This window comes from Rathayibacter sp. AY1F6, from assembly GCF_002932035.1.
Lineage (GTDB): Bacteria > Actinomycetota > Actinomycetes > Actinomycetales > Microbacteriaceae > Rathayibacter.
In genome coordinates this window covers 41,467-59,372 of the sequence record NZ_PSVD01000015.1, presented here as the reverse complement: position 1 = coordinate 59,372, position 17,906 = coordinate 41,467, and the positions used below count along the sequence as shown (strand labels likewise).

Below are 17,906 nucleotides of genomic sequence, written 5' to 3'. Positions count from 1 at the left end.
GGACCGACGCCCGGCCCTCACCTCCGCACCACTGACGCCTCGACACCGGGAGACGGATGCGCCGCACGGGCCCTTCGACACAGACTCGCGACACTCCGCGCACGCCGCGCCCCTTCGTGCGGCACGGCCGCCAGAAGCGGCACACCCTCGCGCGGACCCTGGTGAAGGGAGCCGCCCTCGTGGGCGGTGTCGGCGTGGTCGCCTCGGTGTCGGTGGTCGCGATCGCGGCGACGCTGATCGTCCAGTCCGTGCAGCCCTCGGTCGACCTGCACCCGGGCGCGGCCGGCTCCAGCGTCGAGGCCGGAGGCTCCCCGGAGATCGGCGCACTGGAGGGCGGCTTCAACGTCCTCGTCGTCGGCAGCGACTCGAGGAAGGGCCAGGGCGACGCCTACGGCGACCCCGACGAGGAGACGAGCGTCCTCAACGACGTCAACATGCTGATGCACGTCTCGGCCGACCACAGCAACGCGACGGTCGTGAGCTTCCCCCGCGACATGTACGTCGACATCCCGGAGTGCGTGAACGCCGCCACGGGTGAGACGATCCCCGCCCGGTACGACACCAAGATCAACGAGGCGATGGGCAGCGACGTCAGCCTCGGCTGCGTGGCGGGGGTCGTCGAGGACCTCATGGGCGTCCGGGTCGACTACGGCGCGGTCGTGCAGTTCAACGGCGTGATCGAGATGTCGAACGCGGTCGGCGGAGTCGACGTCTGCGTCGCGACCGAGATCGCGGACCCCTACACGAACACCTACCTCGAGCCGGGCGTGCACTCGCTCGAGGGCATGGCGGCGCTGCAGTTCCTCCGCAGCCGCCACGGCATCGGCGACGGCAGCGACCTGACCCGCATCAGCAACCAGCAGGTCTTCCTCTCGGCGCTCGTGCGCCGGATCAAGAGCGCGGACACCCTGCTCAACCCGGTCGCGCTCTACGGGCTCGCGAAGGCGGCGCTCGGCAACATGACGCTCTCGACCGGTCTCGACAACGTGAACACGATGGTCCAGATGGGACTCGCGCTGAAGGACGTCGACCTCGCGGACGTCGTCTTCGCGCAGTACCCGACCGGGGCGACTCCGAGCGGAGTGGAGCCGGACCGCGCCGCGGGCGACGTCCTGGCGAGCGCCCTGCAGACCGATCAGCCGATCGCCATCACCGGCGGCACGGGCGCCGGCGCGACCGTGGAGGGCGAGGCGGCGGCCCCGGCCGATACCGCCGCTCCGTCGGGCCCGGCGACCGCGGATCCGCTGGCGACGGCCGAGGCGGCACCCGGCACTCCTGCAGCGACTCCCGAGGACGGATCCAAGGTTGCCCTGCCAGAATCGGTCACCGGCCAGAGCGCCGACCAGCAGACCTGCTCGGTCGGCTTCTTCGGTTGAGCCGAGGGCGGGCGGCACCACGGGTGCTCTCCACCTCGCGCGCTGACTCCGGGACGATACGCGTCCCGCAGCCGAGAGAGAGTACGACCCGATGAGCGAACGCGCGTCCACCCGGACCACAGCAGCACGGCACGGCCGCCTGCGCCGCCCGAGCGGCATGCGCTTCGCCGCGCGGATCCTCGCGGCCTGCGTGGGTGTCGGCGTGCTCAGCGCGGTCTGCATCGTGGCGATCGCCGCCTCGCTGATCGCCGGGAGCGCGCGTCCCTCCGTCGACCTCGGGATCGATTCGGGCGGGGGCGACGTGCCCGAGATCGGGGCGATCGAGGGCGGCGTCAACATCCTGCTCGCCGGCAGCGACAGCGCCGACGGATCGGCCGCCGGGGCCTACGGCGAGCGTGCCGAGAACCTCAACGACGTCACGATGCTCATGCACATCTCGGCCGACCACTCGACCGTGGAGGTCGTCAGCTTCCCCCGCGACCTCTACGTCCCGATCCCCTCCTGCACCGACCCGGCCACCGGCGCCGTCTCGGACGCGGTGGACTCGGCGAAGATCAACACCTCGCTCGAGGCCGGCGGGCTGGCGTGCACCGTGCAGACGGTCGAGCAGCTGACCGGGCTCGAGATCCCCTACGCGGCGCTCATCCAGTTCGAGGGCGTCATCGAGATGTCGAACGCGGTCGGCGGAGTGGACGTCTGCGTCGCCACCCCGATCCAGGACGAGTACACGGGGCTGAACCTCGACGCGGGCACGCACACGCTCGTCGGCGCCGAGGCGCTGGCGTTCCTCCGCACCCGGCACGGCGTCGGCGACGGCAGCGACCTCACCCGCATCTCGAGCCAGCAGGTGTACCTCTCATCGCTGGTGCGCAAGGTGAAGAGCGCGTCGACGCTCTCGAACCCGGTGAACCTCTACGGCCTCGCGAAGGCGGCCGTCTCGAACATGCAGCTCTCCACCTCGCTCGAGAACGTGAACACCCTCGTGTCGATCGGCCTCGCGGTGAAGGACGTCGACCTCGCGAACGTGGTCTTCGTGCAGTACCCGACCTTCATCGACGGCAACGGCGTGTACCCCAGCGAGGTCGCGGCGGCGGCGCTGAACGCGGCGCTCCTCGCCGACCAGCCGATCGCGCTGAGCGGCACCACCGGCGGCGGCTCGCAGTCGACGGGGGAGGAGCCCGGGGCGACCAACGCTCCGGCGGCCACGGAGTCGCCGGCCACCGACGCCCCCGCGACCGACGCCCCCGCGACGAGCGCACCCGACGGGCCGGTCACCCTCCCGAGCGACGTCTCCGGGCAGACCGCGCAGCAGGAGACCTGCACGATCGGCCGGCCCCTGTCGGACCAGTAGGCGGCTTCTCGCCCTCCCGCGGAGGGGCGGGCGCCCGTGTCGCGAGGCCCTCGCGGGTGCGGTTATGATGGTCGTCGTGCGTCCGCCAGCGGGCGCTCGGGAGTCGTCGCATAGTCCGGTCGAGTGCACCACCCTGCTAAGGTGGAGAACCCTTTATTGGGTTCCGTGGGTTCAAATCCCACCGACTCCGCATCGTCCGAAGGCCCCGCTCAGGCGGGGCCTTCGTCGTTCCCGGCGGTGCCTGTGCCTGCCGCAGTACCGGCGTCTCCCGGCGGTGCCGGTGTCGCCGCAGTGCCGGGGTCTCGCGGTGCCGGAGCCCTCCGGCCGGTGCTCCGCCGCTCGCGCGCGGCGTCGGCGGCCGAGGCGACCCGGCGCCTCAGCCGGCCGGGATCCGCCGCCGATCCGCCGGGCGGGTGCGCTCCCGGAGCGGCTACCCTGATCGGATGCCCAGCCCGATCCTCGACGCCCTGTCCGCCCCTCCCGCGCGGAGGGACGTCGCCTCGATCCGGGGTGCTCTCGCCGAGGTCGCGATCGGCGACTCGGTGCGCGTCCTCGTCCGCTCACCGCGCTACGGCCTCTACGGGATCGAGGGGGTCGTCCGGCAGGCCGTCGGCGGCGAGCTCGTCGTCGCGGACGTCTTCCTCGGCACGGGGACCGAGATCCAGAGCATCGCCCTGGCTCCGGACGCCGACGAGGTCGGCGGGGAGCGCTCGGCCGAGGGGCTCGAGCACGGGGACCCGGTGTGCGTGGCGTTCTCGACTCCGGCGCTCGGGTCGTTCACGATCACGGGCCCGCTGACGGCCGGCGGCCGCGACGGGTTCCTCCTCGTCGGCAGCTGGATCGTCGCGGACGGCGGCGAGCCCGGCCGCCACGTCGACCGCATCGAGCGCCTGACGGACGTCGGCGTCCACGAGAAGCACGTCCCCGGGCGCCGCTCCGCGGTCGAGGAGTAGCCCCTCAGCTCTGGCAGTGCGGGCACCAGTAGGTGACCCGCAGCTGCAGCTCGTCGTCGCCGAGCTCGCCGCGCTCGATCGGAGTGCCGCAGCGCCGGCACGGCTTGCGGTCGCGGCCGTAGACCCAGAGCTGCTGGCCCGGGCGCAGGTTGCCGGTCGTCGTGCGCTCGATCCGCTCGCGGTTCACGGTGATGAGCCGCTTCGCGAGCGCGATGGTGCGCACGAGGTCGCCGCTCCCGCCGACCGGGCGCGTGGGCAGCACGCCGCGCAGGAAGCACAGCTCGGCGCGGTAGACGTTGCCGAGTCCGGCCATGATCCGCTGGTCGAGCAGCGCGAGCCCGATCGGCCGCTCCGGATCGGCGGACAGGCGTCGCAGCGCCTCCTCCGCGTCCCAGTCGGCGCCGAGCAGATCGGGGCCGAGGTAGCCGACCACGTCCTCCTCGGCCGAGCGCGGGACGATCTCGAGGAGCCCGAGCTCGAAGCCGACCGCCTGCCAGTCCTCGGTCTCGAGGACGATCCGGGCCTGGAACGCCGGCCGGTGCCACTTCGGCCGCTCGCCCTCGCCGCGGGCGTAGAGGTGCCAGCTCCCCTCCATCTTGAGGTGGGAGTGGATCAGCGCGTCGCCGACCCGCATCAGCAGGTGCTTGCCGCGGGGGACGACCTCGTCGATCGTCTCGCCGGTGAGGTCGACCGTCGCGTACTTCGGCACGCGGACGTCGCACCGGGTCAGGACCTCGCCGTCCAGCGCCTCGGCGAGATTGTGGGCGGATCGGTAGACGGTGTCACCCTCGGGCACGCGGGCTCCCTCCGGCGCTCACGAGCGCATCCTCAGGCCGCGCGGATTCGCGACGAAGCCGGCGGCGACGAGGGCGTCGCCGAAGGGCGTGCCGAGCGCGAAGACGCCGTCGATCTTCTCGACGGTCAGCTTCTCGACCCCGCGGGAGCGGACGAGCTGCGAGAGGGCGCCGGCCGCGTCGGCGAGGGCCGCCTCGTCGGCGGTGAAGGTGAGGGCGGTCTTGCCGCCGCGCTCGAGGTAGACCGCGAGCGCTCCGTCGACGACGGCGACCAGCGCGCCGGCCTTCCGACCGGGGCGGTGCCCCTCGCCCTGCGGCCACGGCAGAGCGGCGCCGAACGGATTGGCGGGGTCGGTCGCCGCCAGCGCGAGCACCGGTCGTGAGCGCTCCTGCGCCTCGTCCTGCGGGGCGAACGTGCGGAGCCGGTCGACGCTGCCGGCTGTGCCGAACTGCGCTGCTCCCAGCTTCTCGATGAAGTAGCCCCTCCGGGCGCGGCCCTGCTGCTCGAAGCCGCTCAGCACCTTGTAGGCGAGGGCGAAGCCGCCCAGGACGCCCTCGGCCTGCACGGAGCCGCGGGTGACGATCCCGTACCGCTCGAGCAGCGTCTCGCCGAGCGCGTGCCCGCGGATCGTCGCGTCCGACTCCGCGAGCGGCACGATCGACCAGCGGCCGCCGGCGGTCGGCGGCCCCACGCGGGTGGCCATCGTGGGGCGGGCGGTCATCCGGCCCCGGGGCGCGCGGGCGCGGGCGGGGGCGCGCGGCTGGCGGTGGGCGCCGCCGGTCGAGCCGACGAGGGTGCGCAGCGGCGCCAGGGTGTCGTTCGTGACGAGCCCGGCCCAGACCAGCTCCCACAGGGCCTCGACGAGGCCCGCGTCGTCGGTGGAGCCGACCGCGTCGGAGAGCTGGCGGAAGAAGTAGCCGCCGCCCGATCCGAGCACGCCGACGATCTCCTGCTGGAGCTCGGTCAGGGTCACGGACTCGGCGGCGGGGACGGGGAGGGTCAGCCCTGCCGTGTCGGCGAGGTGGAGGCTCACCCAACCGTCGTTGCCGGGGAGGGTGCCCGCGCCGGCCCAGAGGACCTCGCCGGTCGCGGTGAGCTCGTCGAGCATCGCGGGGGAGTAGTCGCGCACCCGGGCGGGCAGGATCAGCGACTCCCAGGCGGACGCGGGGATGGGCGCGCCGGCCAGCTGGTCGATCACGGAGGCCACGCCGTCGATACCGCGGAGCGAGCCGCCGACGTGCTGCCAGGCGGGGAGGAAGCGGGCGTACGCGGCCGCGTCCACCGGCTCCACCTCCTTGCGGAGTGCGGCGAGAGAGCGGCTGCGCAGGCGGCGCAGCACCTCGGCGTCGCACCACTCGGTCCCGGTGCCGGTGGGGCGGAACTCGCCCTCCGAGACGCGGCGCTCGCCCGCGAGGCGGCGCAGGGTGTCGGTGACGACCGCGACTCCGAGGCCCAGGCGGGTGGCGACGGCGGCGGCGGTGAAGGGGCCGTGGGTGCGCGCGTAGCGGGCGACGAGGTCGCCGAGCGGATCGCGGACCGGGTCGATGAAGGCGACGGGGACGCCGATCGGCAGGGGCACGCCGAGAGCGTCGCGGAGCCGGGAGGCGTCCTCCATCGCGGCGTACCGCTGCTCACCGCCGAGGCCCACGGGCAGGACGCGCTTGGCCTTCACGAGCGCGGCCACGTCGGCCTCGAGCACCGCGCGCTCGATCGCGGGCGCCTTCGCGACGTCCGCCAAGGCGACCGATTCGTCGACCAGGCGCTCCCCGAGCTCGTCGAGCGTCAGCGGGCCGAGCAGCCGGAGCAGGTCGGCGGCGCCCTCGAGCCCGCGGAGGCGGCGCTCGGGCTCGACGCGCTGCAGCTCGCGCTCGATCTGCGCGAGGACGGCCGGGTCGAGCAGCTCGCGCAGCTCCGCCCGGCCGAGCAGCTCGCCGAGGAGCGTCGCGTCGACCGAGAGCGCCGCGGCACGGCGCTCGGCGAGCGGGCTGTCGCCCTCGTACATGAAGGCCGCGACGTAGCCGAAGAGCATGGACCGCGCGAACGGACTGGCGGTCGGCGTCTCGACCTCGAGGATCCGCAGCTCGCGCCCGTCCAGCCGCGCGGCGAGCCGGAGCAGCGCGGGCAGGTCATAGACGTCCTGGAGGCACTCGCGGACGGTCTCGAGGATGATCGGGAAGGTCGGGTAGGTGCGGGCGACGTCGAGCAGCTGCGCCGCCCGCTGCCGCTGCTGCCAGAGCGGGGAGCGCTTGCCCGGGTTGTACCTCGGGAGCAGGAGCGCCCGCGCCGCGCACTCGCGGAACCGGGCGGCGAAGAGGGCGGAGCCGCCGACCTCGCTCGTGACCAGCTGCTCCAGCTCCTCGCGCTCGAACAGGAACAGCTCGGAGCCCGGCGGCTCCGACTCCGTGTCGGGGATCCGCACGACGATGCCGTCGTCCCCGGCCATCGCCGCTCCGTCGACCCCGTGCCGCTCGCGGACGCGAGCGCCGATGGCGAGCGCCCACGGCGAGTGCACCTGCATCCCGTACGGGGAGTGCAGCACCAGCCGCCAGTCGCCCAGCTCGTCGCGGAAGCGCTCGAGCACGAGGGTGCGGTCGTCCGGGATCTGCCCGGTGGCCAGGCGCTGCTCGTCGAGGAAGGAGAGGAGGTTGCTGGTCGCGTACTCGTCGAGCCCGGCCGCCGTGCAGCGCTCGCGGGCCGTCTCGGGGGCGGCGGCGCCCACCTCGCGGGTGAACGCCCCGATCGCCTCGCCGAGCTCGGCGGGGCGCCCCTGCGAGTCGCCCTTCCAGAACGGGAGGCGCCCGGGCTCACCGAACGCCGGCGTCACGATCACGCGGTCGTAGGTGATCTCCTGGATGCGCCAGCTGGTGGCTCCGAGCGCGAAGACGTCGCCGACGCGGGACTCGTAGACCATCTCCTCGTCGAGCTCTCCGACGCGGTTGCCGGTCGAGCCCGGCTCGCCGACCATGAACACGCCGAAGAGCCCGCGGTCGGGGATGGTGCCGCCGCTGGTGACGGCGAGGCGCTGGGCGCCGGGCCGGCCGGTGAGCGTGTTCGCGTCGCGGTCCCAGACGAGGCGCGGCCGCAGCTCCGCGAACTGGTCGGAGGGGTAGCGGCCCGAGAGGAGGTCGAGGGTCGCCTCGTAGGCGGAGCGTGGCAGGGACACGAAGGGGGCGCTGCGGCGGACGGTGTCGAACCAGTCGTCCACGTCGAGGCTCTCGAGGGCGGTCGCGGCGACGGTCTGCTGCGCGAGGATGTCGAGCGGGTTCGCGGGGACGGCGATCGCCTCGATCAGGCCCGAGCGCATCCGCTCCGTCGTCACGGCGGAGTGGAGCAGGTCGGCCCGGTGCTTGGGGTAGAAGGACCCGCGCGAGACCTCGCCGACCTGGTGGCCGGCTCGACCCACGCGCTGCAGGGCGCTCGCGACCGAGGGCGGCGTCTCGACCTGGACGACGAGGTCGACCGCGCCCATGTCGATCCCCAGCTCGAGGCTCGAGGTCGCGACCACGCAGCGCAGGCGGCCGGACTTCAGGTCGTCCTCGATGATCGCGCGCTGCTCCTTGCTCACCGAGCCGTGGTGGGCGCGGGCGAGCAGCGGCTCCTCGTCGGGCGCGGACTGCCCGCTGCCGCTCGTGCCCCCGGCCGCTCCCATCGCCTCGGCCGGGGAGCGGCGGACGGAGGAGGAGGCCGCCTCGGCGAGCAGGGCCCCGACGGCGACGGGCTCGCCCGCCTCGCGCGCGCGCTCCGCGGCGAGCTCGCGGCGCTCGGCGTTGATCTCGTTGAGCCGGGCGGTCAGCCGCTCGGCGAGGCGGCGGGAGTTCGCGAAGACGATGGAGGAGGTGTGCGCGAGGACCCGGTCGACGATCGACTCCTCGACGTGCGGCCAGATCGACCCGCTCTGCGGACCGGTGGCCCCCATCGTCGATCCGTCCTGCGGAGCCGCGGTCCCCAGCTCGGACATGTCCTCGACCGGGACGACGACGCTGAGGTCCCACTGCTTCTCGGACGCCGGAGCCACGATCGCGACCGGGGAGCGGCCGGCGAGGAACCGGGCCACCTCCTCGCGCGGGCGCACCGTCGCCGAGAGGCCGATGCGCTGCACCGGCTTCGGGAGCAGGGCGTCGAGCCGCTCGAGGGAGACGGCGAGGTGCGCCCCGCGCTTGGTCGACGCGACCGCGTGGACCTCGTCGACAATGACCGTCTCGACGCCGCGGAGCGACTCGCGCGCCGCCGAGGTGAGCATGAGGTAGAGCGACTCGGGGGTCGTGATCAGGATGTCCGGCGGCGTCTTCTGCAGCACGCGCCGCTCGGCGGCGGGCGTGTCTCCCGACCGCACCCCGACGGTGACCGTGGCCGGCGCGCTGCCGATGCCCTCGGCGCTCAGCCGCAGCGCCGTCTGGGTGACGCCGACGAGAGGCGAGCGGAGGTTGCGCTCGACGTCGACGCCGAGAGCCTTCAGCGGCGAGACGTAGAGCACGCGCGTGCGGTGCTGCGGATCCTCCGGCGGCGGGCCCTGCACGAGCCGGTCGATCGCCCAGAGGAAGGCCGAGAGCGTCTTGCCGGAGCCGGTGGGAGCGACCACGAGGGCGTGCGCTCCGCTCGAGATGGCCGACCAGGCGCCCTCCTGGGGGGCGGTCGGCGCCGGGAACGCGCCCTCGAACCACGCGCGCGTGGCGGGGGAGAAGCGCTCGAGGACGTCCGGCATGCACTCATCCTCCCTGCCACCTCCGACATTGCCGGGGCCGCGGCCCGGGGGCGAGCCCTTGACGCGGGGGAGTCCGCCCGTCAGGCGAAGCCGAGACGCACGAACGTGCCGATGTCGGCGAGCTCGGCCTGCCCGACTCCGTGGGCGACGCCCTCGTAGACCCGGGCGTCGAGCGCCGTGTGCTCCGGGAACCAGGCCGCCGCGTCCCGCACGAGCTCCTCCGGGATCACCGTGTCGAGCGTCCCGCGGCCCCAGAACACCGGCGGACGCTCGCGGGCGAGCCGCTCGTCCGCGTCGTCGCCCTCGGCGAGCGGGACCACGAACCCGGACAGGGCGACCGCGAAGGCGAAGCGGCCCGGCGCGCGCCGCAGCAGCTGCACCGCCAGCGCGGCGCCCTGGGAGAAGCCCAGCAGCCCCACCGGGCCCGGGTGCTCCAGACCGTCGAGCCACTCGATCACCCCCGCCGCCGCCGCTTCGACGGCCTCGGGATCGGCCCGCGGCTCGTCCGGCACCAGCGGGACACGGAGGGGCCACCACGCGTTCGCCCCGCCGCCCAGGGCGAGAGGCGCCCGGAGGGACGCGAGGACCGGCTCCAGCGGCAGGTAGGCGCCGAGCGAGAACAGGTCCCCCTCGTGCGAGCCGTAGCCGTGCAGCAGCACCAGGAGGGGCCTGCCGACGCGGTCGCGCTCGGAGGAGGACCACAGCACCGCGTTCGCGTCGATTCCCATCGCACCATCATCCCCCTGAGTGCGGGATCGCCGCCGCCGGTCGGAACACCAGCCGCGAAGGGTGAGAATGGCTGCATGAGCGTGCGCACCCCTGACCCGAACTCCGGGTGGCTGTCCGACGACGAACTCGCCGAGATCCGCCGGCGGCTCCCGCTGCTGTACGTGGAGGCCGTGCCCGTCCGGGTCGACGGGCTCGGGCAGGTCACCGAGGTCGGCGTGCTCCTGCGCGCGACCCCCTCCGGCCAGATCACCCGCACGATCGTGTCGGGCCGCGTGATGTACGGCGAGACGCTGCGCGACGCGCTGTTCCGCCACCTCGAGAAGGATCTCGGTCCCATGGCCTTCCCCCTCCTCCCCGCGAGCCCGCTCCCCTTCCACGTCGCCGAGTACTTCCCGATGCCCGGCATGGGACCGTTCACCGACGACCGCCAGCACGCGGTCTCCCTCGCCTACGTCGTCCCCGTCACCGGCACCTGCGACCCCCGCCAGGACGCCCTCGAGCTCACCTGGATGACCCCCGACGAGGCCTGCTCCGACGCGATCTCCGCCGAGATGGAGGGCGGGCGGGGCGCGCTGATCCGCGCCGCGCTCGCTTCCGTCGGCCGCCTGTCCTAGCGGCGCGGATCGGCCGCGGTGCTTCCTGCGCCGATAGCGGCGCGCCGCGGTCGGCTCGCAGGGACAGCAGGCCGCCTGGAGCATCGTGCGTCCGCCTGGACCGATTCGCCGGCACGCGACTCGGCCGTTCGGCTCGTGGATCCGGCATCCACGGGACCTCTGTGACCGGGCGAGGAGAGGCGGCGCCCCTGCCCGACGACGGCGCAGCAGGGGATCGCCTGATCAGGACGCGGTGAGGACTTCCGGAGCTCCCTGCGCGGGACTCCGCTCGAAGAGGTGAAGCCTGAACGACGAAGGGCCGGGGCCCGCGACCAGAAGTCGCGGGCCCCGGCCCTTCGTGATGTCGGCGCCCTGATCAGGACGAGCGCTGAGGTGCGATCACCGAACGCTCAGCCCCCGGACCAGCGGCTGCCCGCGAGGCGAACGGTCGATCCGCGTGCGAGCGGATCGGCCTAGCCGGTCGCGACACGCTCTGCGCGCCGCGACCATGCTTGAAGCCGACCGCGGTGCGCCGCTCCGCGGTGCGCCGCTCCGCGGCTGCCCGCGAGGCGAACGGTCGATCCGCGTGCGAGCGGATCGGCCTAGCCGGTCGCGACACGCTCTGCGCGCCGCGACCATGCTTGAGGCCGACCGCGGTGCGCCGCTCCGCGGCTGCCCGCGAGGCGAACGGTCGATCCGCGTGCGAGCGGATCGGCCTAGCCGGTCGCGACACGCTCTGCGCGTCGCGACCGTGCTTGAAGCCGACCGCGGTGCGCCGCTCCGCGGCGCACAATCGGACTCAGCCCTGCGCGCGGCGGCCGCCGCGGCGGGCGCCGCCGCCGGCGGACTCGCGGGCGGGAGCGGCCGAGGCCGCTCCGCCGGTCGCGGTGCTGTAGAACGAGCGCGATCCGCCCGAGGTCGAGGGGGCACCGGCGGCCGAGCGGCTGCGGCCTCCGCGGGCGCCGCCGCGGGCGGGTCCCTCGGCGGCGGTGCGGTCGCGGCGGGGGCGGTCGCCTCCGCCGGTCGCGGCACCCGTCGAGCGTCCGCCGCGGGGCGCGGCGGTGCCCTCGGTGCGGGCCGCGCGCTTGCGCTGCGCGTTGGCGCCCTGCGAGCGTCCGCCCTGCGACTGGCCCCGGACGGGCTCGACGACAGCGCTGGGGGTGACGTACGGAGCGACGTCGCCGACGAGCTTCGCGACGGCGGCCGAGTCGGCCGTCACCTGCTGGGGCGCGACCTGGATCGCGGCCTTGCGGAGGAGGGTCTTCACGTCGCTGCGCTGCGTGGGCAGGACGACGGTGACGACGTCTCCCTCGCTGCCGGCGCGGGCGGTGCGGCCCGAGCGGTGCAGGTACGCCTTGTGCTCCATCGGCGGGTCGACGTGGATGACGAGCTCGACGTCGTCGACGTGCACACCTCGGGCGGCGACGTCGGTGGCGACGAGGACCTTGACGGTGCCGGCGCCGAACGCGGCGAGGTTCCGGTCGCGGGCGACCTGCGAGAGGTTGCCGTGCAGGTCGACCGCGGGGATGCCCTGGCCGGTGAGCTGCTTGGCGAGCTTCTTCGCGTGGTGCTTGGTGCGCATGAAGAGGATGCGGCGGCCGGTGCCGGACGCGAGCGTCTTCACGAGCGCGTTCTTGGCGTCGAGGCCGTCGACCTCGAACACGTGGTGGGTCATCAGCGCGACGGGCGAGTTGGCCTCGTCGACCGAGTGGAGCACCTCGTTCTGGAGGTACTTCTTGACCAGCTTGTCCACGCCGTTGTCGAGCGTCGCGGAGAACAGCAGGCGCTGCCCGCCGCGGGGGGTCTTGTCGAGGATGCGCGTGACGACCGGCAGGAAGCCGAGGTCGGCCATGTGGTCGGCCTCGTCGAGCACGGTGATCTCGACGGCGTCGAGGTTCACGAAGCCCTGCTTCATCAGGTCCTCGAGGCGGCCCGGGCAGGCCACGACGATGTCGACGCCCTGCTTGAGCGCGGCGACCTGGCGCTGCTGCGAGACGCCTCCGAAGATCGTGGTGGTGACGATGCCGTAGGCGTCGGCAAGGGGCTGCATCGCGGCGGTGATCTGCGTGGCGAGCTCGCGGGTCGGCGCGAGGACGAGTCCGAGCGGGCGGCCGGGGCGGCGGCGTCCGCCGGCGAGCGAGCCGCCGAGGCGGGCGATCATCGGGATGGAGAAGGCGAGGGTCTTGCCGGAGCCGGTCTTGCCGCGGCCGAGGACGTCGCGTCCGCCGAGGGTGTCGGGCAGCGTGTCGACCTGGATCGGGAAGGGCTCGGTGATGCCGCTCGCGGTGAGCGCGGCCACGAGGGGGGCCGGCACGCCGAGGGCGCTGAAGGAGAGGGGGGTGTTCGACATGGAGTGGTGCCTTTCGGGGGCATCATGCCGATCGAGGACGCGCGGGCGGTGGCCGGGGCGCGGGTGATCGGCGTTCGGGCGAAGGTGACGGTGGTCACATCCGTTCGCCGTACGATTCGGTGCGCGCGGCCGGGGGCCTCATGCACGTGCGCCAGATGGTCGGGACGGATCCTCGACGGTCAGAGTCCTAGGGGACAAGGGGCGTTCTACGACGCGGGGGAGCGCAGTCGCTGCGCTCGCACCCTCTCACTCTAGTGGATGCCGATCCATCCGCGCATCGCGGCCTGCACGCGGGAGCCGTCGCGGTCGCTCAGCTTGGTCCCGACGAAGTCGCCCGCCCAGTCCGAGGTCTGCACGCGGAAGGCCGGCTCCGGGTCGCGCAGGGTCTTCAGGATGACGGCGGCGACGTCGGACGGGTCCTGCGCGTGGGTCGAGGAGAAGGACGACGCGGCGCGGTCGAGGTAGGCGCCGAGCGCCGGCGCGTAGGGGCCGGCCTGCGCGAGCATCGCCGCCGCGTCGATGCCGACGTTCTCGACGAAGCTGCTGCGGACCGCTCCCGGCTCGATCAGCGACACGTGGACGCCGACGGAGGCGGCGACGGGGGCGAGTGCCTCGAAGAACCCCTCGACCGCGAACTTCGCCGCGCAGTAGTCCTCGTTGAACGGCTGCCCGATCGCGCCGCCGACGCTCGAGACGGTGACGATGCGGCCGCGGGACGAGCGCAGCATCGGCATCGCGGCGCGGGTGACCGAGACGGTGCCGAAGAAGTTGACCTCCATCACGCGGCGCAGCTCCTCCGGATCCTCCAGCTCGAGGGTGCCGAGGTGGCCGGCTCCGGCGTTGTTCACGAGGGCGTCGAGACCGCCGAGCTCCTCCTCCACGGCGCGGAGGCAGCCGGCGACGGAGTCCGCGTCGGTCACGTCGAGCGATCGCAGGTCGAGCTCGACGCGGGCCTCGGCGGCGGCGGCGCGCAGGCCCTCCGCCCGCTCCGGATCCCGCACGGTGGCGACCACCCGCCAGCCCGCGCGCGCGGCCTCGATCGCGGTGGCGCGGCCGATGCCGGTGGAGGTTCCGGTGACGAGGAGGACGGGACGGGGCATGCGGCTTTCCTGCTTTCCGGCGCACGACGGCGCCGCCCGGAGGCTATCGGCCGCCCCTCCGAGAACGTCCAGGGTCCGTGTCAGCCCCGGTAGCGCTCGCCGACCGGCACCTCGACCGGCAGCCGGTTGCCCGCCTGGGCGAGCGGGCAGGCCCAGGCCGGGTCGTAGGCGCAGGAGGGGTTGTAGGCGAAGTTGAAGTCGAGCACCAGCGTCCCCGGGGCGGAGCCCGGGCCGAGGTCGGCGCCCTTCACGGTGTCCAGGAGGTAGCGGCCGCCGCCGTAGGTGCCGCCGGGTGTCCCCGCGAGGGTGTCCTTGACCGGCAGGAACAGGCCTCCGCCGTAGGACGCGAGGCGCCAGACGTCGAGGCTGCCGGCGGCCGGCACCTCGACCGTGCCGATCAGCTCGAAGGGGACGGTGCCGTCGGTGCCGGTCTCCACGTCCATCCGCCGCGCCTCCTCGGCGGGGGCCACCTCGAGCTCGAAGCGCCAGGCCGCGTCGTAGGGCGCGATCGGCAGCGAGCGGAAGTGCGCGCGGTCGGCCGGGAGGAGGGGGGTGGAGGGGTGCTGCGCGAAGAGCGCGTTGCGCCCGCGGATCCAGGACGCGTGCGCGGCGAGCAGGTCCACGTTCGAGAGCCGGCGCACCTCCGCGTAGAGGGCCTGGACGTGGCGGCGCCAGTCCGACACCTCGACCGCCGTCGAGAGGCGGCGGCGGGGCGAGACGCCGTCGTCGTCCTGCTCCTCCTCGTCGGCGGAGGGCCACTGGAGGCGCAGGAGCTCCGAGCGCGACAGCTCGGTCTCCTCCTCGGCGACGCCGTCGGGGCTCATGCGGCGGACTCCCCGCGCGGGCGGGTGTCGGCACCGAGATCGTGGCGCCAGGACGGGGCGAGGGAGCGGATGCGGATGCCGCGCCACTGCCAGAACGCCCACATCGACGGCCAGAGCGCGGCCGAGGCGAGACCCGCCGAGAACTCGAGGCGGTCGCGGAAGAGCGTGCGCCCGTCAGGGAGCGGGGCCACGGCCATGCGGTGGTCCCACGCGGTGATGAGGCGGAGGGAGCCCGTGAGGGGCCCACCGCTGTCGCGCAGGATCCGCACGTCGGGCATCGAGGGGACGCGGCGGTAGGAGAGGTCGATCTCCTGCGCGCCCATCGGCACGATCCCGAGGGCGTCCATCGCGACCTCGTGGGAGCCGAGCCCCCAGGTCGGGCGGAAGCCGCCCTCGTCCAGCGACGCGGCGGTCAGGAGCGGGGACATCACCTCCCGGAACACGGCCGGACTCTGCAGGGCGCGCCAGGCGGAGTCGGCGTCGGTGTCGAGCACGTGCTTGAGCATCACCTTCACGAGGGACATCCTCCTCCGCCCGCCCCTGCGCGGGAACCGGGTGCGCGCGGAGCCCCGGACGTGTATGCGCCTCCGGTGCTCGCTACCGTGTCAGGGTGACCGCTCCCGCCGCCTCCATCGACCAGTCGACCTACCAGATCCGCTTCGAGTGGGGGGCCCGCGCCCTCCGCGTGCTCGCCCCCGCCCACGTCACGGTGCTCGTCGACGCTCTGCCCGGAGGCGAGAGCCCCGACCTCGGGGGAGTGGAGGGCCGCGTCGTCCGCGCGGGCCTGGCCGACCGCTCGGCCGTCGCCCGCTGGATCCTGGAGCGCCAGCACGAGAACGGCGGGCGCACCAGCGTCAACGTGATCGCACTCGGCGACGTCGACGACAGCGGAGCGGCGCGGTTCGCGATGGAGGACCAGCTGGCGGCCGGCGCCGTCGTCGACGCGCTCATCGGGCTGGGCATCGACCACGTCTCGCCCGAGGCCGCGGTGGCCTGCTCGTCCTACGAGGGCCTGCGCCGGGCGTGCGCGCATCTGCTCACCGCGTCCGAGTCCGGCCGCCTGCTCGCCGCCGAGGGGCGGGCGGACGTGGTCCGCGCCGCCGCCCGGGTCGACACCGTCGACGAGGTGGCGGTCCTCCGCTGACCCGTCGCTCCGGCGGGCGCGGCCTCCGAGCGGTGCAGGGCGTCCGCGGAGCGCACAAGCCCCTGCGGATCCGAGCCGCCGCCTCGACCACTCGCCCGCCCCCGGCGTAGCGTTCGGCGGAGGCGGTCCCTCCGCCCCCCGCCCCGACCGAAAGCTGGCCCGCATGAAAGCCGTCCTCAACGACGTCGTCCTCGCCGACGCCCCCGACTCCGACCTGATCTCGATCGAGGGCAACTGGTACTTCCCGCCGTCGAGCATCGCCGAGGGCGTGCTCGTCGAGAGCCCCACGCCCTACACCTGCCCGTGGAAGGGCGAGTGCCAGTACTTCTCGGTGCAGACCGGCGACGGCCTGCAGAAGGACAAGGCCTGGTCGTACCCGCACCCCTACCCGACGGCGTTCGACCGCGTCGGCAAGGACTTCTCGGGCTACGTCGCCTTCGACCGCTCGGTCCGCGTCTCCGACTGACTCGTCCCGCCGCGGCGCCGCTCCCGGTGCCGCGGCAGTGCGTCAGCCGCGCGAGGCGGCGGCGCGCGCCCGGTACGCCCGGACCTTCGACCGGTTCCCGCAGCGCTGCATCGAGCACCAGCGGCGCGACCCGGCGCGGGACGTGTCGAGGTAGAGCATCCGGCACTCCGGATCCGCGCAGCGCCTCAGCCGTCCGGCCACGGCCGGGCCCAGCAGCCCCACGGCCTCCCGGGCGATGGACGCGAGCGCCTGCCTGCCCGCCGCATGGAGCCGTCCTGCCTGCCGCGACCCTCCGCCCAGCACCGGTGGGATGTCGGGCATCGCCGCGACCAGGTTGACCACGTCGACGTCGCGCGGGTCGGGCGCGGTGCCGGCCTCGGCCGCGACGGCCAGCCGGGCGATCGCGCCCCGGAGCATCAGCGCGTCGTCGAGGCGCGCGTCCCGGCTCTCGGGGCCGACCGCCTCGAAGCGCTCGGCGAGCCAGGCGGCCAGGGCGGCGTCGGAGTCGAGGTGCTCGGCCGCTCCCGGAGGCAGTGCTCCTGTCGTGGCGAAGTCGAGTGCGAGGCTTCCGGAGTCGAACCACCAGCGCCGGCCGTCGGCCTCGGGGAGCCACTGCCCGGTGACCGGCGTGCGGCCGCCGTGAGAGGCCTCGTCCGGGGTCACGGCGCCGGGACCGGTCGGCGCCGCCACTGGATCGCGTTCGCGGGCTCGAACCGGCGCGCGCAGCGGCCGCAGGCCAGGGGCCGGGTGGGCCGGCGATGGCGGTAGAAGAGGTGTCCGCCTGGGCAGGTGCCGACCCACGGCGCGAGCTCGTCCGCGGTCGGGTTGCTGTGGGTGCGCGATCCCGTGTAGCCGAGCCGCGCCGCGATCCGCCGCCACTGCGGTCCGTGCCCGGCGTCGGGCCCCGCGAGCGCGTGAGCGACCTCGTGCAGGAGTGTCTGCCGGACCTCCTCGTCGCTCCAGCGGGCGGCGAGGTGGCGCGAGACCGTGATCCGGCGGCGCGTCCAGTGGCAGGCGCCGCCGCGGGTGCGCGCGTGGTCGAGCGCGAAGGACCAGGAGGGGTCGAGGTGCTCCTCGATCAGCGCGTCGGCCCAGCGGGCCACGTCCTCGAGGTCGGCCACCGGTGGCGCTTCCTAGGACTCGTCGCCGTCGGCGCGGCGGCGGCCGCGGGCGGTGCCGTCGGTGCGGGCTTCGCGGTCGGTCCCGTCCTGGAACTCGGAGGCGGCGGCGTAGCCCAGGCGCGCGACCTCGAGCTCCTCCTCGGGGACCCCGACGCGCTCGCCGAGCGCGGTCGCGGCGTCGAAGTCGCGCATCGCCCGGCCGTACTCGCCCAGCTCGAAGAAGGTGAGGCCGCGGTGCTTGAGCGCGAAGGAGTGCTCGAGGTGCCACTCGTGCGTGCGCGCCTCCTCGACGCAGAGCGCGAGCTCCGAGAGGGCCTCGTCGGTGCGGCCCCGCAGCTGCATGAGGCGGGCGCGGCGGACGCGGGCGGTGAGCAGCTCGGCGCGGTCGCCGGAGAAGCGGGT

General features: G+C 74.4%; 16 protein-coding genes and 1 tRNA gene. 7 read left to right on the top strand and 10 right to left on the bottom strand.

The features are described from left to right. Positions 1–116: 116 nt before the first annotated feature. The 4 genes from C5C44_RS12325 (at position 117) to C5C44_RS12310 (ending at position 3,680) form a co-directional block, all read left to right on the top strand. Positions 117–1,376, top strand: a complete 1,260-nt coding sequence (locus C5C44_RS12325) for an LCP family protein (protein ID WP_258066733.1) — start codon at positions 117–119, stop codon at positions 1,374–1,376. Between the two features lie 91 nt (positions 1,377–1,467). After that, positions 1,468–2,727, top strand: coding sequence for an LCP family protein (locus C5C44_RS12320; protein WP_104335939.1), 1,260 nt, complete (start codon positions 1,468–1,470; stop codon positions 2,725–2,727). Between the two features lie 99 nt (positions 2,728–2,826). Continuing rightward, positions 2,827–2,917, top strand: a tRNA-Ser gene (locus tag C5C44_RS12315). 253 nt (positions 2,918–3,170) lie between these two features. After that, positions 3,171–3,680 (top strand): hypothetical protein, encoded by a 510-nt coding sequence (locus tag C5C44_RS12310; RefSeq protein ID WP_104250892.1) that lies wholly within the window; start codon positions 3,171–3,173, stop codon positions 3,678–3,680. A 4-nt stretch (positions 3,681–3,684) separates the two neighbouring features. Here the strand turns inward: C5C44_RS12310 and C5C44_RS12305 are convergent, their stop codons facing one another. From C5C44_RS12305 to C5C44_RS12295, 3 genes are all read right to left on the bottom strand, one after another. Then, positions 3,685–4,476: a DNA-formamidopyrimidine glycosylase family protein gene (locus C5C44_RS12305; protein WP_104250891.1), complete on the bottom strand. Its 792-nt coding sequence runs from the start codon at positions 4,474–4,476 to the stop codon at positions 3,685–3,687. An 18-nt stretch (positions 4,477–4,494) separates the two neighbouring features. After that, positions 4,495–9,177 (bottom strand): ATP-dependent helicase, encoded by a 4,683-nt coding sequence (locus tag C5C44_RS12300; protein WP_104335938.1) that lies wholly within the window; start codon positions 9,175–9,177, stop codon positions 4,495–4,497. Positions 9,178–9,257: 80 nt separating this feature from the next. After that, on the bottom strand, positions 9,258–9,905 hold the full coding sequence (locus C5C44_RS12295; RefSeq protein WP_104260904.1) for an alpha/beta hydrolase: 648 nt from the start codon (positions 9,903–9,905) through the stop codon (positions 9,258–9,260). Between the two features lie 75 nt (positions 9,906–9,980). Here C5C44_RS12295 and C5C44_RS12290 point away from each other — a divergent pair, with 75 nt between their 5' ends. After that, positions 9,981–10,520, top strand: coding sequence for an NUDIX hydrolase family protein (locus C5C44_RS12290; protein ID WP_104225113.1), 540 nt, complete (start codon positions 9,981–9,983; stop codon positions 10,518–10,520). 778 nt (positions 10,521–11,298) lie between these two features. On the opposite strand, the gene C5C44_RS12285 is transcribed toward C5C44_RS12290, so the two are convergent. The 4 genes from C5C44_RS12285 to C5C44_RS12270 all read right to left on the bottom strand — a co-directional run bounded on the left by C5C44_RS12285 (position 11,299) and on the right by C5C44_RS12270 (position 15,297). Then, positions 11,299–12,849 carry a DEAD/DEAH box helicase gene (locus C5C44_RS12285; protein ID WP_104225114.1) on the bottom strand — a complete coding sequence of 517 codons (1,551 nt, stop codon included), beginning with the start codon at positions 12,847–12,849 and terminating at the stop codon, positions 11,299–11,301. Between the two features lie 251 nt (positions 12,850–13,100). Beyond that, positions 13,101–13,949 (bottom strand): SDR family oxidoreductase, encoded by an 849-nt coding sequence (locus C5C44_RS12280; RefSeq protein WP_104335937.1) that lies wholly within the window; start codon positions 13,947–13,949, stop codon positions 13,101–13,103. A gap of 80 nt (positions 13,950–14,029) precedes the next feature. Beyond that, positions 14,030–14,773, bottom strand: a complete 744-nt coding sequence (locus C5C44_RS12275; protein ID WP_104335936.1) for a DUF1684 domain-containing protein — start codon at positions 14,771–14,773, stop codon at positions 14,030–14,032. Next, complete coding sequence (locus C5C44_RS12270) at positions 14,770–15,297, bottom strand: hypothetical protein (RefSeq protein WP_244248113.1); 528 nt, start codon at positions 15,295–15,297, stop codon at positions 14,770–14,772. Before C5C44_RS12270 ends, C5C44_RS12275 begins: the two co-directional genes overlap by 4 nt. An 86-nt stretch (positions 15,298–15,383) precedes the next feature. Here C5C44_RS12270 and C5C44_RS12265 point away from each other — a divergent pair, with 86 nt between their 5' ends. Next, positions 15,384–15,917 (top strand): 2-phosphosulfolactate phosphatase, encoded by a 534-nt coding sequence (locus C5C44_RS12265; RefSeq protein ID WP_104335935.1) that lies wholly within the window; start codon positions 15,384–15,386, stop codon positions 15,915–15,917. 163 nt (positions 15,918–16,080) lie between these two features. Beyond that, on the top strand, positions 16,081–16,383 hold the full coding sequence (locus tag C5C44_RS12260; protein ID WP_104224584.1) for a DUF427 domain-containing protein: 303 nt from the start codon (positions 16,081–16,083) through the stop codon (positions 16,381–16,383). A 42-nt stretch (positions 16,384–16,425) separates the two neighbouring features. Here C5C44_RS12260 and C5C44_RS12255 read toward each other — a convergent pair whose 3' ends face one another. Genes C5C44_RS12255 through C5C44_RS17085 form a run of 3 tightly spaced genes read right to left on the bottom strand, consistent with a single transcriptional unit; the run spans position 16,426 to position 17,846 of the window. Next, on the bottom strand, positions 16,426–17,046 hold the full coding sequence (locus tag C5C44_RS12255) for a CGNR zinc finger domain-containing protein (protein ID WP_104335947.1): 621 nt from the start codon (positions 17,044–17,046) through the stop codon (positions 16,426–16,428). Next, complete coding sequence (locus tag C5C44_RS12250) at positions 17,043–17,504, bottom strand: SprT-like domain-containing protein (protein WP_104250885.1); 462 nt, start codon at positions 17,502–17,504, stop codon at positions 17,043–17,045. The genes C5C44_RS12255 and C5C44_RS12250 overlap by 4 nt, the downstream gene beginning before the upstream one ends. Positions 17,505–17,516: 12 nt before the next feature. Then, the gene (locus C5C44_RS17085; RefSeq protein ID WP_181027192.1) at positions 17,517–17,846 is read right to left on the bottom strand and encodes a hypothetical protein; all 330 of its coding nucleotides are present in this window, start codon (positions 17,844–17,846) and stop codon (positions 17,517–17,519) included. Positions 17,847–17,906: the final 60 nt, after the last annotated feature.